The organism is Loktanella atrilutea (assembly GCF_900128995.1).
GTDB lineage: Bacteria > Pseudomonadota > Alphaproteobacteria > Rhodobacterales > Rhodobacteraceae > Loktanella > Loktanella atrilutea.
Genome location: NZ_FQUE01000004.1, coordinates 193,518 through 207,774 on the forward strand (window position 1 = coordinate 193,518; position 14,257 = coordinate 207,774).

Sequence of the window (14,257 nt, forward strand, 5' to 3'; positions counted from 1 at the left end):
TGTCATGCGGTGAAATGGCGCAGGATCGGCCTAGATTTCAGGCAACCCGAAGGAGAACCGCCCATGAGACGCCCGCGCGCCGCCGCCCTGATCCTTGCCGCCCTGACCCTTGGCGCCACGACCGCCGGGGCCGGTCCCGTCAGCTTTTCCGACTGGAAGGAGCAGCGGCTGCAGCTGTTCGGGTCGAACGACTACAGCTTTGGTCAGACCCTGCAGATGGTGTCGAACGGGACGGTCAGCATCGCCTGGGGACGGGTGCCGCAGGGCGACTGGGGCGCCCGCCGCGCGTCGTGGACGTGGAACGTGACAGAGGGCGTGCCGCCGACGGACCTGAGCCGCAAGGGCGGCGACGACCGCAACCTCGCGGTCTATTTCGTCTTCGTGCCGGAGGCGGCGGCCGCCGGTCTCGCCTCCGCCGATATCAAGGCGCTGCTGGGCCGGTCCGACGTGCGGGTGCTGCAATATGCCTATGGCGGCAACAACGCAGTGGGGTCCGTGCTGCCCTCGCCCTACGGCACGCCGGGCACCGGGGTCACGATCCCGCTGCGGCAGGCCGGGACGGGGTCGTATTCCGAGAGCGTGGACCTCGCCGCCGACTACGCCCGCGCCTTCGGAGGTGAGCCCGGGGCGCTGATCGGGCTGGCGGTGTCGGGCGACAGCGACGACACGAAGAGCCGGATCGTGGCGGCGGTGGGTGGGTTGCGGGTGGAGTGAGGGTGACCCGGCTACCAGTTTCGGATCACCATTGTCGATTAGCGGAGAAATCTTCGCAGGCTGCGACAGGCAAGCCCATTATTTCCGATGCGTTGGAGATGACTTTCAAAGAATTCTCCTGCTATGCAGGGCAACCATTATGAAAAAAGCTGAAACGCATTTCGATAACTGGGAATTATGGCGTTTAAATTCTAATTTAGTATGTTTTCGATTTTTGGAGTCACCACTTCATTAAAGTAATTTGAAAAATATCCTCCGAAACTACTCTGCAATGTTCCGATTATAATGAACCAGATTTCCAACCGTCCAAATAGTTCGGCGAATCTTCCTTCAGTCTTACCGCTGTTTTCTATCAGTTCGACTTTTAATTTAAAATCGGCTTCCTTCGCCAATAGTTCATCGTAGAGTTTGTTGTGTTCCTCAATGTCGCCTGATTGATTTTCCAATGAGTTTATGGCAACTGCCATGTCTGGCACGTTGGAATCTTGCAAACCTAACGAAGATAATAGTTTAAGATATGATAGAGTATGCATGTTGGCAGTGTTGTGTGCCACTGACTCATGGAAATCAGTTTTTGCTTGAAGGTAATTTATTCCGGAATTAATTGCGGCTGAGTTGGCATCTTGTAGAAACTTCTCCCTAAGCTGTCTGTTTCGGCCATAAAAATATACGCCATAGCAAATTATGATCGCGCCGTAGGCTTGGAAGAGCTGTGGATTGTTGTTTAGCAGTGAAGGAAGGCTCCAGAGACACCAAAACAATATAGCAATAAGAATTAACGCCGGTGTGCGAATGATTTCTAACACGCTTTAAACATCCAACTCCTCCACGAACCGCGCATTCTCCTGAATATACGCGAACCGCAGCTCCGGTTTCTTGCCCATCAGGCGCTCCACCAGGTCGCCGGTCTCGCCCGGTTCCTCGTCGGCCACGGTGACGCGGATCAGTTTGCGGGTGGCGGGGTCCATGGTGGTGGATTTCAGGTCGGCGGCGTCCATCTCGCCCAGACCCTTGAAGCGTTGCAGGTCGATCTTGCCCTTGCCGCCAAGGCCCTGCGCCAGCACGCGGTCCTTTTCGGCGTCGTCGGAGACGTAGACGCGCTTGGCCCCCTGCGTCAGGCGATAGAGCGGCGGGCAGGCGAGGTAGAGGTGCCCCGCGTCGATCAGGGGCCGCATCTGCGTAAAGAAGAAGGTCATCAGCAATGACGCGATATGCGCGCCGTCCACGTCGGCGTCGGTCATGATGATGATCTTGTCGTAGCGCAGGTCGTCGAGGTTGAAGCGGGTGCCCATGCCGACGCCCAGCGCCTCGCATAGATCAGAGATCTCCTGATTGGTCGTCAGTTTGCCGGAGGCGGCGCCGAGCACGTTCAGGATCTTGCCCTTGAGCGGCAGCAGCGCCTGCGTCTTGCGGTCCCGCGCGCCCTTGCCGGAGCCGCCGGCCGAGTCGCCCTCGACGATGAAGAGCTCCGTGCCCGCGCGGTCCTTGTTGGTGCAGTCGGTCAGCTTGCCGGGCAGGCGCAGCTTCTTGGTGGCGGTCTTGCGGGCGGTTTCCTTCTCCTGCTTGCGGCGCAGGCGCTCCTCTGCCCGCAGGATCAGGAAGTCGAGGATCGCGCCCGCGGATTTCGTGTCCGCCGCCAGCCAGTTGTCGAAGTGGTCGCGCACGGCGGCGTCCACCATGCGCTGCGCGTCCACGGTCGCCAGCCGGTCCTTGGTCTGGCCGACGAACTCCGGTTCCCGGATGAAGCACGACACCAGTGCGCAGCCGCCGGCGGTCAGATCCTCGCGCGTGATGTTGCCCGCCTTGCGGTTGTTCGTGAGCTCGCCGTAGGCCTTGATGCCCTTGAGGATCGCGGACCAGAAACCAGTTTCGTGGGTGCCGCCTTCGGGCGTGGGGACGGTGTTGCAGTAGGACTGGATGAAGCCGTCGCGGGCGGGGGTCCAGTTGATCGCCCATTCGACCTTGCCGGGGACGCCGAACTTCTCGGTGAAGCTGACCTGCCCGGCGAAGGGTGCGTCGGCGTAGGTGGTCGATCCGCCCAGCGTCTCGTTGAGGTAGTCGGACAGGCCGCCGGGGAACTTGAAGGTGGCGGTGGCCGGCGTCTCGCCGTCGTCGATCTCCGTCTTCCAGCGGATTTCGACGCCGGAGAAGAGATAGGCCTTGGACCGGGCCATCTTGAAGAGGCGCGCGGGCTTCAGCTGCAGGCCGCCGAAGATCTCGGCGTCCGGGTGGAAGGTGACGGAGGTGCCGCGCCGGTTGGGGGCGGCGCCGATCTTCTCGAGCTTGCCCTGCGGCACCCCGCGCGAGAATTCCATCGCGAAGAGTTCCTTGTTCTGCGCGACCTCGACCCGCAGGTGATCGGACAGGGCGTTCACGACCGAGGAGCCCACGCCGTGCAGGCCGCCGGAGGTCGCGTAGCTGTCGCCGGAGAACTTGCCACCCGCGTTCAGGGTGCAGAAGACGATTTCCAGCGCGGATTTCGTGGGGTCCTTGGGATGCGGCCCAATCGGGATGCCGCGCCCGTTGTCGCGGACGGTGACGTGGCCGTTGCCGTGCAGCTCGACCTCGATCCACGTGGCGTGACCGGCGACGGCCTCGTCCATGGAGTTGTCGATGATCTCGGCCACCATGTGGTGCAGGGCGCGGTCGTCCTTGCCGCCGATATACATGCCGGGGCGGAGGCGGACGTGTTCCATGTCCTCCAGCACCTGGATGGAGGAGGCGTCATAGCTGTTCGGGGTGGCCCCGGAGAGGAGGTCGGACATCAGGCTGCTCTAATTTGGTTTGCGCCATTGTGGCAGGCCCGGCGGGCCGGGGCAATCGGTTCAGACCTGCCCGCGCAGCCATGCGGTGAAATCGTCCTCGGGCAGGTGGCCCTGGGCGAGGCGGATGATCTGGTCGCCGATGACGGTGGGGGCCACGTTCAGGGTCACGCCGTTCAGGAACAGGCTGACGATCAGGGTGCGGTAGGCCGTGCGCTTGTTGCCGTCGTTGAAGCAATGCCCTTGCGCCACGGCCATCGCCTGGGCGGCCGCGAGGGCGAAGGCGTCCTCGATCATGCCATAGGCGAGCCGGTTCTCGACCCGGGACAGGGCACCGTCGAGTGACTTGTCCTTGGCCATGCCCTGCAGTTCGCCGGGGTTGAGGATGCCGTCGTGCAGATCGATGATCTGCTGAACCGAGAGAAGAAGAAAGGTCACTTGTCCTTCAAATACTCAAGCACCGGAGCGGCCTGTTCCTTCGTCGCCTCGATCGCCGCCATCACCTCTTCCATCGTCGCATAGCGCGGTTCGTCCTGGAGGGTCGCTTCCTCGGGGACGAGGTAGGCGACGCACTTGCTGTTCTTCATCACCGCCACGGGCTTGCCGCCGGAGCGTTCCAGCACCTTATGCGGCTCGCGCAGTTCGGTCATGGTGCAGATGTGGTTGGTGTGCAGACGTGTCATGGCGAACCCCCGTGGATGTGTACCAAAATATATACTCCGGTACACATCCTGACAAGGCATTACTCGCCCGCGGCCTTCGATTCGAACATCAGGCCGACGGCGGTGCGGTTCGGAAAGCCGGTCCAATAGGTGTTTTCCGCGGTCGGCTCGCCCGCGTCGTCCGCCGCCCAGACACCGTCCGCTGCATCGGGGGTCAGGTCGAAGTACTGCGACATGTCCTTGCCCTTCAGGTTCTGATCGACCCAGGCTGTCAGAAAGTGCTGCGCGATGTTGTTCATCCGCACGTTGTCCCAGACCGCGTCGGCGTAATGCTCGAAGGGGGCGAAGCCCAGTTCCTCGTTCATGGCATAGCCTTCCTGCGGCGCGGGCATCGGCGCGCCGGCGTTGTGGTTGGCGTCGACGTAGGTCAGCAGGTGGCGGTCGCTGTTCACCGTGCCGTCAAAGATGCCGCGGATCGCGTCATAGCCTGCCACATCGTCCACCGATCCCGCGATCAGCAGCAGCGGCTTGGTGATGCCGGCCAGGCCTTCGGCATTCCAGAAGCCGGTATTGTTGCCCCAGGGGGCGAAGGCGGCGAAGGCCTTGATGCGGTCGTCGGCCAGTTGCGCATGGGTGTCGGTGCCCATCACGTTGCGTTCCAGCAAGCGCTGGGGCGGGCCGTATTTCCCGTCGACGATGGATTCGGTGACGCCGGCCCCCGCGAGGATCAGCGCACCGTAACCGCCCATGGAATAGCCGATGACGGCCACGTTGTCGGCGTCGGTCATCGCGCCCAGATCGCCGTCCAGCGCCGCCATCTGGTCGATGACGAACTTCTGGTCCCAGGGTCGGTTGTAGAGGGTCGATCCGAAGGCGCCCTTGTTGTCGTAGGTGCTGTCGGTATGGTCGATGCTGGCCACGACATAGCCCTTCGACGCGAGGTTTTCCGCCAGCGGCGACATCAGCCAGCGGTTGCCGGGATAGCCGTGGCTGATGATGACCAGCGGAAAGGTCTCTCCCGTCAGGGGGGCGGCGTCGGGGACGGCCTGACCCTGCAGCGGCACCTCGGTCGTGCCGTCGCGCAGGATTGCGGTATAGGTGCCGCCGGGGGTGGTGCCTTCGGCGGCGGGATACCAGACTTCGACCGTCAGGGGGCGGTCGTAACGGGCGATCTCGCCCTCGGCGGCGGTGTTCACCACGTCGACCTGATCGGGATTGGTGAAGGTCATGCTTTGCACGCCGACGGTGTAGTCGCCGTATGGGGCCAGTTCCGGCGCGTCGGGGCGGATCACGTCGATGCGGTTCTGTGCCACGGCGGGCAGGGCGGTCAGCGCCATCAGGGCGGCCGGCAGGATGCGGTTCACGGGGTGTCTCCTCCAAGACTTGGATGTGACGCGGCTGGTCACGGGCGGGTCCTCGGCCTAGGTAGACCGCAACCACGGAGGGGATACAATGAAGATCGCCATACTCGACGACTACGCCCGCGCCGCGCTGCGGCTGGCCGACTGGGACGGGCTGGGCGCGGTGACGGTCTTCGACGACACGGTCACGGGCGATGCGCTGCGCGCGCGCCTGCAGCCCTTCGAGGTGTTGTGCCTGATGCGCGAACGCACGCCGCTGGACGCGGCGTTGATCGCCGCGTTGCCCAACCTGCGGCTGGTCGTGACCACGGGACCGCGCAACGCCAGCATCGATCTGGAGGCCGCGCGGGCGGCGGGCGTGACCGTCTGCGGGACCGAAAGCCGCAAGACCACGACATCGGAACTGGCGACGCTGATGATGCTGGCCCTGAACCGCCGCCTGCTGCCGGAGGTCGCGGCGCTGCACGGCACCGGCTGGCAGGTGGGTCTGGGCCGCGACGTCGCGGGGCTGACGCTGGGCCTGATCGGGCTGGGCAACATCGGTGCGCAGATGGTCACGATCGGCAAGGCATTGGGCATGGGCGTGGTCGCCTGGTCACCCAACCTGACCGACGCGCGCTGCGCCGCACTGGGGGTGGGCCGGATGGAGACGCTGCCCGCCCTGATGGCGCGGGCGGATGTCGTCTCGGTCCACATGGTCCTGTCGGACCACACGCGCGGGCTGGTGGGGCAGGCGGCTTTCGACGCCGCGCGGCAGGGGCAGGTCTTCATCAATACCTCGCGCGGGCCGCTGGTGGACACGGGCGCCCTGCTGGACGGGCTGCGCGCGGGCCGGCCGGCGATGGCGGGGCTGGACGTCTTCGACACCGAACCGCTGCCGCAGGACGACCCCCTGCGGGATGCGGACCTGATCGCATCAGGCCGGTTGCTGCTGACGCCCCATCTTGGCTACACGACGGAGGCGACCTTTCGCCTGTTCTATACCCAGACGGTCGAGGCGATCCGCGCCTTTCAGGCCGGCACCCCGATCCGCGAACTTTGAAGGACCCAGACCCATGCGCATCTTTTTCACCGGCGGCAGCGGCAAGGCAGGCAGATATGCCGTCCAGCACCTGCGCGATCTTGGCCATGACGTGACCAATGTCGACCTCGATGCCCCCGCCGACGGGCGCAGCCTGCGGGTCGACCTGACCGACGCGGGGCAGGTGGCCAGCGCCATGCAGGCCTATGCCGACTTCGACGAGCTGGAGCCGGGGACCGGCGTGCCGCGTTACGACGCCGTCGTCCATTTCGCGGCGATCCCGCGCATCATGATCGTGCCGGACAACGAGACGTTCCGCATCAATACCCTGTCGACCTACAACGTGATCGACGCTGCGGTGAAGGCGGGCGTGCCCAAGATCGTCTTCGCCAGTTCCGAGACGACCTACGGCATCTGCTTTCACGACGGCGAGAAGAAGCCGGACTACATCCCGGTGGACGAAGATCACCCCATGGTGCCGCAGGACAGCTATGCCATGTCCAAGGTCTGCAACGAGGCGACGGCCCGCAGCTTTCAGGCCCGGTCGGGCGCCGACATCTATGGCTTGCGGATCAACAACGTGATCGAGCCGCAGGAATACGCGGAAAACTTTCCTGACTTCATGGCCCATCCGGAAAAGCGCCGCCGCAACATCTTTGCCTACATCGACGCCCGCGATCTGGCGCAGATGGTGGAACGCTGCCTGGCCGTGGACGGTCTGGGCTACGAGGTCTTCAACGTGTCGAACGACGACATGAGCGTGAACCTGACGACGGACGAGGTGATCGCGCGCTTTTACGAGGGCGTGGAAAAGCGCCGCGAGATGGGCGAGACCGAGACCTTCTACGACAACACCAAGGCCAAGCGCATGGTGGGCTTCGCACCCAGGCACAGCTGGCGCGACGTGCTGAAGGGCTGATCCCCCTTCTTCTCGTTGCAAATACCTCGGGGTGCGGGGCAGAGCCCCGTGCCGATTTTTCTAGAAAAATCGGAGAGGCGCCCCTGACGCGCGCCGCGTCTGGACCCGGACCCGGTTCGCGCATAAAGCCTTGTCCATGACCCAACCCGCACAGACCTATGCCCAGCACTTCCGGGCCGTCCTGACCCTGGGCGTGCCCCTGATGCTGTCGAACCTCGCGCAGTTCGCGATCCACATCACCGATACGCTGATGCTGGGCTGGTACGACGTGACGGCGCTGGCGGCGGCGACGCTGGCGACGAGCCTTTATTTCGTGATCTTCATCGTGGGCGCGGGCTTTGCGCAGGCGGTGACGCCGCTGGTGGCCGCCGCGGCCGAGACGGGCGACATCAAGACCGCGCGGCGCGCGACGCGCATGGCGGTCTGGCTGTCGATCCTCTACGGCGCGATTGTGGCCACGCCGTTCTTCGTGGCGGAACCCATCCTGCTGGCGATCGGCCAGACGCCGGCGGTGGCGGCGGCGGGGGCGGACTACCTCTGGATCATCGTGCTGGGATTGATCCCGGCCCTGATCGTGATGGTGCTGAAGGCCTTCCTCGTGGCGCTGGAACTGACGGCGATGATCCTGTGGTCGACGGTAGTGGCCGCGATCCTGAACATCGCGCTGAACTACGTCCTGATCTTCGGCAACTTCGGCGCGCCGGAGCTGGGGATCCGCGGCGCCGCCATCGCGTCGGTCACGATGCAGGCGGGCACCGTCGTCGTGCTGGTGATCTATATCCTGCGCCGGTTGCCGCAGTACGCGTTGCTGCGCAATCCGCTGCGGCCCGATCCGCAGGTCATGGGCCGGGTCTTCCGCCTCGGCGTGCCGATCGGCGTGACCTCGCTGGCAGAAAGCGGTCTCTTCACCGCCTCGGCCATCATGATGGGCTGGATCGGAGAGATCCCGCTCGCCGCCCATGGCATCGCGCTGCAGCTCGCAAGCCTGACCTTCATGGTGCATATCGCGCTGAGCCAGTCGGCCACGGTGCGGGCCGGGCGGGCCGTGGGGCGGCGCGACATGGTCGCCCTGCGGCGCGGCGGCATCGCGGCGACGGCGATGTCGGGCTGCTTCGTGGCCTTCACGATCTTCGTCTTCCTCGTCTTCCCGGGGCCGCTGATCGGCGTCTTCATCGATACCGCATCCCCCGTCCGGGACGAGATCCTTGCGCTGGGCACGCAGCTTCTGGCGCTGGCGGCGTTGTTCCAGTTGGTCGACGCGGCGCAGGTCATGGCGTTGGGACTGCTGCGCGGCGTGCAGGATACCGCCGTGCCGATGGTGATCGCCGCCGTCAGCTACTGGGTGATCGCGATCCCCGCCAGCTATGTGCTGGCCTTCCCCCTTGGGCTGGGGCCGCAGGGGCTGTGGCTGGGGCTGGTGATCGGCCTGTCCTTCGCCGCCGTGGCCCTGACGCTGCGGTTCTGGACCGGCACGCAAAGACATGCAGTCCCGCAGGGAACCGCCGTCTGACGCGGCGGGTTGGTTCGGCATGTTCGATTTCATTACCAACCTGATCAACACGATGGGCGCGCTGGGCGTGGGCATCGTCATGTTTCTGGAAAACGTCTTTCCGCCCATTCCGTCGGAACTGGTGATGCCGCTTGCCGGGTTCAGCGCGGCGCAGGGCGAACTGTCCCTCGTCGCGATCTTCATCATGGGCACGCTGGGGTCGGTCCTCGGCGCATGGCTGTGGTACGAGGTCGGGCGCAGGCTGGGACGTGACCGCCTGCAGCGGTTCATCGGACGCTACGGCATCTGGCTGACCCTCAGCCAGGAGGATGTCACCCGGTCGATCGAATGGTTCCACCGCCACGACAAGGGCGCCACGTTCTTCGGTCGGATGATCCCCGGCGTGCGGACCCTGATTTCCGTCCCCGCCGGCCTGACGGAAATGGAGATGTGGCGTTTCCTGCTTTACACGACCGCCGGCAGTGCGATCTGGAACGTGGCGCTGATCGCGGCGGGCTACATCCTCGAGTCCCAGTACGAGCGGGTGCAGGCCTGGCTCAACCCGGTCACGAACGTGATCCTCGGCGCGATCGCCGTGGCCTATGTCTACCGGGTGGTGCGACAGCTGATGCGGCGGCGTCACGCCTGATCTTCGGACCCGTCCTTGCGGTCGGCGGCCATCATCCGGTCCGCCTTCTTGCGCACCAGCACCGTGCGCAGGTCGTGCATCGCCAGCAGCAGCGCGTCCGTCACATCCTCCAGCTGGTGGTCCGTGGCCTTGGCCTGCACCCATTGCGTCGTGATGTTCAGATAATCCACGGCCCGGTGGATGTCGTCGATGTCGCGCCGGGCCAGCAGCGCGACACGTTCGTCCAGCCATGTCTGGATCGCGGCGATGTCTTCGGCCGTCAGGACGCGGTCGCCCTGCGGCTTGACCTCTCCGTTGCGCACGTTGACGGTCGCCAGCTGGTCCATCTCGATCCGGCGCTGACGGTTTTCCGTGTCGACACGGAACACCGCGGCCCCGTTTTCGCGGATGCGGAAGTAGTAGTCTGGCAGGTCACTTCCCATGGGTCCGGTCCCCTTTCGTCAGCACGATAGCAAACCGTCGCCCCGGGGCAAGGCGGCGGCGTCTTACCGCAGACCTTCGCAAAAGGTCCTGATCCGCGCGCAGGCTTCGATCAGGGCGGTGTCCGAGGTCGCGTAGCTGACCCGGAAGTGCGGCGACAGGCCGAAGGCGGCGCCGAAGACCACGGCGACGCCGGTTTCGTCCAGCAGGGCGGTGGCAAAGGCCTCGTCATCCTTGAGCAGGGCGCCGCCGTGGCTGGTCCTGCCGATGCAATCCTTGATCGAGGGGTAGACGTAGAAGGCGCCCTCTGGCCGGGGGCACTGGATGCCGGGGCAGTCGTTCAACGCGTCGACCACCAGATCGCGGCGGCGAACGAACATGTCGTTGTTGGGCTTCAAAAAGGCCTGCGTGCCGTTCAGCGCCTCAACCGCGGCCCACTGGCTGATGGTGCAGGGGTTCGAGGTGGACTGCGACTGCACCTTGCGCATCGCCTTGATCAGCGCTTCTGGCCCGGCGGCGTAGCCGATCCGCCAACCGGTCATGGCGTAGGCCTTGCTGACACCGTTCACGGTCAGGGTCCGGTCATAGAGCCTCGGTTCGACCTCTGCCGGGGTGCAGAAGGTGAAGGTGCCGTAGGCCAGATGTTCGTACATGTCGTCGGTCATCACCCAGACGTGGGGGTGCTTCAGCAGCACCTCGGTCAGGGCGGCCAGTTCGTCCCAGGAGTAGCCGGCGCCGGTGGGGTTGCTGGGAGAGTTGAACAGGAACCACTTCGTCTGCGGGGTGATCGCGGCTTCCAGCTGGTCGGCGGTGATCTTGTACCCGCGCTCCAGCGCGCCTTCGACGAAGACCGGGGTGCCGCCGCCCAGAAGGACCATGTCGGGATAGCTGACCCAGTAGGGGGCGGGGATGATGACCTCGTCGCCCGGGTTCAGCGTCGCCATGAAGGCGTTGTAGAGCACCTGCTTGCCGCCGGTGCCGACGCTGACCTGCGCGGGGCTGTAGTCGAGGTTGTTGTCGCGCTTGAACTTGGCGCAGATCGCCTGCTTCAGCTCCGGGATGCCGTCGACCGCGGTGTATTTCGTCTTGCCGTCGTGGATCGCCTGCACGGCCGCCGCCTTGATGTTGTCCGGCGTGTCGAAATCCGGCTCTCCTGCACCGAGGCCGATGATGTCGCGGCCCTGCGCCTTCAATTCCGCGGCACGGGTGGTGACGGCGATGGTGGGCGAGGGTTTGACGCGGTCAAGGGTCGCAGAGAGGAAGGTCATGAGGGGCATCCGGTGGCCAAGGGCTTTGGTTTGTGTCATAGGATGCCGGACCGCCCCCACGCAAGCGATCAGGAGAATGCGATGCCCGATTCCGACTGGTACAGCGACGATGCCGCCACCTTCGGCGACCGTCTGACCGCAGCGAGAGAGGCCGCCGGCCTTGATGTCGACGGTCTGGCGACCCGGCTTGGCGTCAAGGTCGAAACCCTGACCGCCTGGGAAGAGGACGTGAAGGAACCGCGCGCGAACCGCCTGCAGATGCTGGCGGGGATGCTGGGGGTCAGCCTGACGTGGCTGATGACCGGACGTGGCGACGGCCTGCCGCCGCCGTCCGAGGAGGAGACACCCGACGCCGATACCCTGACGCTGCTGGCCGACCTGCGCGAGCTGCGCCTGTCCATCGCCGCCAGTGCCGACCGGCTGGCACGGCTTGAAAAGCGTCTGCGTGCGTCCCTGAAGGATCCCCGATGACCGAGCCCGTCGAGATCGCGCGCAAGCGTCTGGTGATGCGGTCGATGCGCCGCGGGATCAAGGAGATGGACCTGATCCTGTCGGATTTCGCCCGCCGTCGGCTGCAGGACTACGACGCCGCGGCGCTGGCCACCTACGAGGCCCTGCTGGAGGAGAGCGACCTTGATATCTATCACTGGGTCAGCGGGCAGGGCGTGGCGCCGGACCGGTTCGCGCCCCTCGTGGCCGACATCGCCGCCGGGGCGACGGGCCTGACACGACCGCACGCAACTTAACCGAATTTTTGACAATTTGCGCGATGCTCCATTCCAGACAGTCGAAATGGAGACGGCAATGACCTTGCACGCCAACCTGAAACCCACCGTCGACGCGGGGTCGTCACCCGCGAACACGGCCTTCATGGCCACCTATCTCGACAGCCTGCTGCTGGTCGAACGGCTGCACCGTCTGCTGCTGGACGTCATCAAGGATGAATTCGAACGGATGGGCGTGCAGGAAATCAACCCGGTGCAGGCCTTGCTGCTGTTCAACGTCGGCAACAACGAGGTGACGGCGGGAGAGTTGAAGACCCGCGGCTACTATCAGGGCAGCAACGTCAGCTACAACCTCAAGAAGCTGGTCGACAGCGGATACATGCACCACGAACGATCAGAGATCGATCGCCGGTCGGTGCGCGTGCGCCTGACGCAGAAGGGGCGCGGCATTCGACAGATCGTGTCGGACCTGTTCGCCACCCATGCAGAGGGGCTCTTGTCGCGCGGCGTCGTGGACCAGTAGGGGATCGAGGATATTACCGGCTCCCTGCGCCGGATCGAACGCTACTGGACGGAACAGATCCGCTATATCTACTGACGCGCCGGGGTCGCGTCGGACAGGGCGAGGCTCTTCAACTCGCGCAGCAGCTTGCGTTCCATTGCGGCGGCGTAGTCGTCGAAGCCCATCGCCTGCTCGACGAAGGCGCCGGGCCCACGCACCACGAAGGCACGGAAGTAGGCCGCCAGCGCGGCGCCATCGGAAAGGGCGGCACCGCCGCCTGATCCGGTCCCTTGCGGGTGTGTGCTGTCATTGGCACCCGGCGGCGTCCCGGTGCCGATGGTCAGGCCATTGACTGTGACGCCCGGCGGTGTCCGGCTGGCGGGGATGTCCTGCGGACGGGGGCCGGTGTTGGCGATGCCGTCGCCGGACAGGTCCAGCGTGCGGGTCCAGCAATCCGGCTGCGCCTCCAGCATCGCGAAGCCGGCCAGCATGGCCGATCCCAGCGCCGTCGTCTGGTCCTGCAGGCTGCGCGGCGCGGTCCTGATCCGCGCGCGCGCGGTATCCAGCGCCGCGGCGTCGGTGATCGCGGTCCAGGGCAAGATGACGGTTCGTGCGGTGGGTCCGCTCCACTCGAAGACCGTCAGGCGGACGGGGGCGTCCGGCTGCTGCAACAGTGCGTCGCGCACCGCCGCTGCCCCCAGCGCCTGGGCCAGTCCCTCTCGCTGCAGGCCGTATTCCACGGCATCGACGGAGCCGGAGATGTCGAGCCCCAGCGCCAGCGCCTGACGGCAGGCGGCCTGCGCCGGCAGACCGGCGAGGCAGAGGACCGGGCCGAGGATCAGGGCCAGCGCCTGACGGCAGGCGGCCTGCGCCGGTGGACTGGCGAGGCAGAGGACCGGGCCGAGGATCAGACCCCGCGCCTGACGGCAAGCGGCCTGCACCGGCGGACCGGTGAAGCAGAGGACCGGGCCGAGGATCGGGGCCAGCGCCTGACGGCAGGCGGCCTGCGCCGGCGGACCGGCGCGGCAGAGGTTCGGGCCGAGGATCAAACGCAGACGGCTCACCCCTGCGGCACGCGCACCGGGGTGCCGCCAAGCAGTTGCGCGCCCAGCTCGCGGATCAGCTTGCGGCGCATGGACGCGGCGTAGTCCTCGAAACCGGTCGCGATCTCGATGAAGGCGGCCGGGCCGCGGATCACCTCGTTCTGGTAGAACGACAGCAGGCCGACCTCGCCCTCGAAATCGGCGGCATTGACGACCAGACCGTTCACCGTCACGTCGTCGAAGGGAAAGGCGGCATAGGCCTCCGCCGGGCCGAAACCCTCGTTGTTGATGCCGTCACCGGCGACGTCGATCGTCCGGAACAGGCAGGCGGGTGCCGCCTGCAACTGCCCCGCCGCATAGCCGAGCGCGTAGCCGAGGGCGGTGGGAAAATCGTTGTGGCTGCGCTGGCTGGTGGCGATGCGCTGCGACAGGGCCGTCAGATCGGCGGGACTGCGGATCAGTGTCCAGCCGGCCAGCTGCGCCTGATTGTAACGGCCGGACCATTCGAACACGTTCAGCGCCACGGGGTCGTCCGCGGCGAAGAAGGCGGCCATCACCTCCGGTGCGATCAGAGCGCTGGCAAGACCCTGCCGTTGCAGGGTGTCCTCGGTCGCGTCGACCGAGGAGGAAACGTCGATCGCGAGGACAAGGGCCAGGCGGCAGGCCTGCGCGGGCTGCGCCAGAAGCGCGCCGCCCAGCAGACAGGCCGCCCGGATGCCCAT

General features: G+C 65.5%; 16 protein-coding genes and 1 pseudogene. 8 read left to right on the top strand and 9 right to left on the bottom strand.

All coding sequences use genetic code 11. The features are described 5' to 3' along the window. The first annotated feature begins 63 nt into the window (after positions 1-63). Positions 64-714, top strand: a complete 651-nt coding sequence (locus BUA54_RS10680; RefSeq protein ID WP_072857243.1) for a DUF3047 domain-containing protein — start codon at positions 64-66, stop codon at positions 712-714. Positions 715-905: 191 nt separating this feature from the next. Here BUA54_RS10680 and BUA54_RS20830 read toward each other — a convergent pair whose 3' ends face one another. Genes BUA54_RS20830 through BUA54_RS10700 form a run of 5 tightly spaced genes read right to left on the bottom strand, consistent with a single transcriptional unit; the run spans position 906 to position 5,502 of the window. After that, positions 906-1,520 carry a hypothetical protein gene (locus tag BUA54_RS20830; protein ID WP_143155398.1) on the bottom strand — a complete coding sequence of 205 codons (615 nt, stop codon included), beginning with the start codon at positions 1,518-1,520 and terminating at the stop codon, positions 906-908. Between the two features lie 3 nt (positions 1,521-1,523). Then, positions 1,524-3,479 carry a DNA gyrase/topoisomerase IV subunit B gene (locus tag BUA54_RS10685; protein ID WP_072857244.1) on the bottom strand — a complete coding sequence of 652 codons (1,956 nt, stop codon included), beginning with the start codon at positions 3,477-3,479 and terminating at the stop codon, positions 1,524-1,526. 60 nt (positions 3,480-3,539) lie between these two features. Beyond that, positions 3,540-3,914 carry a type II toxin-antitoxin system death-on-curing family toxin gene (locus BUA54_RS10690; protein ID WP_072857245.1) on the bottom strand — a complete coding sequence of 125 codons (375 nt, stop codon included), beginning with the start codon at positions 3,912-3,914 and terminating at the stop codon, positions 3,540-3,542. After that, positions 3,911-4,159 (bottom strand): hypothetical protein, encoded by a 249-nt coding sequence (locus tag BUA54_RS10695; RefSeq protein ID WP_072857246.1) that lies wholly within the window; start codon positions 4,157-4,159, stop codon positions 3,911-3,913. The genes BUA54_RS10690 and BUA54_RS10695 overlap by 4 nt, the downstream gene beginning before the upstream one ends. 59 nt (positions 4,160-4,218) lie before the next feature. After that, positions 4,219-5,502, bottom strand: coding sequence for an alpha/beta hydrolase family protein (locus BUA54_RS10700; protein ID WP_342742708.1), 1,284 nt, complete (start codon positions 5,500-5,502; stop codon positions 4,219-4,221). A gap of 88 nt (positions 5,503-5,590) precedes the next feature. On the opposite strand from BUA54_RS10700, the gene BUA54_RS10705 reads away from it, so the two are divergent. From BUA54_RS10705 to BUA54_RS10720, 4 genes are all read left to right on the top strand, one after another. After that, positions 5,591-6,541 carry a D-2-hydroxyacid dehydrogenase family protein gene (locus BUA54_RS10705; protein WP_072857247.1) on the top strand — a complete coding sequence of 317 codons (951 nt, stop codon included), beginning with the start codon at positions 5,591-5,593 and terminating at the stop codon, positions 6,539-6,541. A gap of 13 nt (positions 6,542-6,554) precedes the next feature. Further along, on the top strand, positions 6,555-7,439 hold the full coding sequence (locus BUA54_RS10710) for an NAD-dependent epimerase/dehydratase family protein (RefSeq protein WP_072857248.1): 885 nt from the start codon (positions 6,555-6,557) through the stop codon (positions 7,437-7,439). A gap of 136 nt (positions 7,440-7,575) precedes the next feature. Next, positions 7,576-8,949: an MATE family efflux transporter gene (locus BUA54_RS10715; protein WP_072857249.1), complete on the top strand. Its 1,374-nt coding sequence runs from the start codon at positions 7,576-7,578 to the stop codon at positions 8,947-8,949. Between the two features lie 19 nt (positions 8,950-8,968). After that, positions 8,969-9,577, top strand: coding sequence for a DedA family protein (locus BUA54_RS10720; protein ID WP_072857363.1), 609 nt, complete (start codon positions 8,969-8,971; stop codon positions 9,575-9,577). Here BUA54_RS10720 and BUA54_RS10725 read toward each other — a convergent pair. Further along, positions 9,568-9,999 (bottom strand): hypothetical protein, encoded by a 432-nt coding sequence (locus tag BUA54_RS10725; RefSeq protein WP_072857250.1) that lies wholly within the window; start codon positions 9,997-9,999, stop codon positions 9,568-9,570. The genes BUA54_RS10720 and BUA54_RS10725 overlap by 10 nt on opposite strands. Positions 10,000-10,062: 63 nt before the next feature. Beyond that, entirely contained in the window at positions 10,063-11,265 is a 1,203-nt protein-coding gene (locus BUA54_RS10730) for a pyridoxal phosphate-dependent aminotransferase (protein WP_072857251.1), read from the bottom strand. An 81-nt stretch (positions 11,266-11,346) separates the two neighbouring features. Here BUA54_RS10730 and BUA54_RS10735 point away from each other — a divergent pair, with 81 nt between their 5' ends. The 3 genes and pseudogenes from BUA54_RS10735 to BUA54_RS10745 all read left to right on the top strand — a co-directional run bounded on the left by BUA54_RS10735 (position 11,347) and on the right by BUA54_RS10745 (position 12,588). Next, positions 11,347-11,736, top strand: coding sequence for a helix-turn-helix domain-containing protein (locus BUA54_RS10735; RefSeq protein ID WP_072857252.1), 390 nt, complete (start codon positions 11,347-11,349; stop codon positions 11,734-11,736). Then, positions 11,733-12,011: a succinate dehydrogenase assembly factor 2 gene (locus BUA54_RS10740; RefSeq protein ID WP_072857253.1), complete on the top strand. Its 279-nt coding sequence runs from the start codon at positions 11,733-11,735 to the stop codon at positions 12,009-12,011. The genes BUA54_RS10735 and BUA54_RS10740 overlap by 4 nt, the downstream gene beginning before the upstream one ends. A gap of 58 nt (positions 12,012-12,069) precedes the next feature. Beyond that, positions 12,070-12,588, top strand: a pseudogene (locus BUA54_RS10745) (MarR family winged helix-turn-helix transcriptional regulator). Here BUA54_RS10745 and BUA54_RS10750 read toward each other — a convergent pair. Then, entirely contained in the window at positions 12,582-13,556 is a 975-nt protein-coding gene (locus BUA54_RS10750; RefSeq protein WP_342742709.1) for a DUF1194 domain-containing protein, read from the bottom strand. The pseudogene BUA54_RS10745 and the gene BUA54_RS10750 overlap by 7 nt on opposite strands. Continuing rightward, positions 13,553-14,257, bottom strand: coding sequence for a DUF1194 domain-containing protein (locus BUA54_RS10755; RefSeq protein ID WP_072857254.1), 705 nt, complete (start codon positions 14,255-14,257; stop codon positions 13,553-13,555). The genes BUA54_RS10750 and BUA54_RS10755 overlap by 4 nt, the downstream gene beginning before the upstream one ends.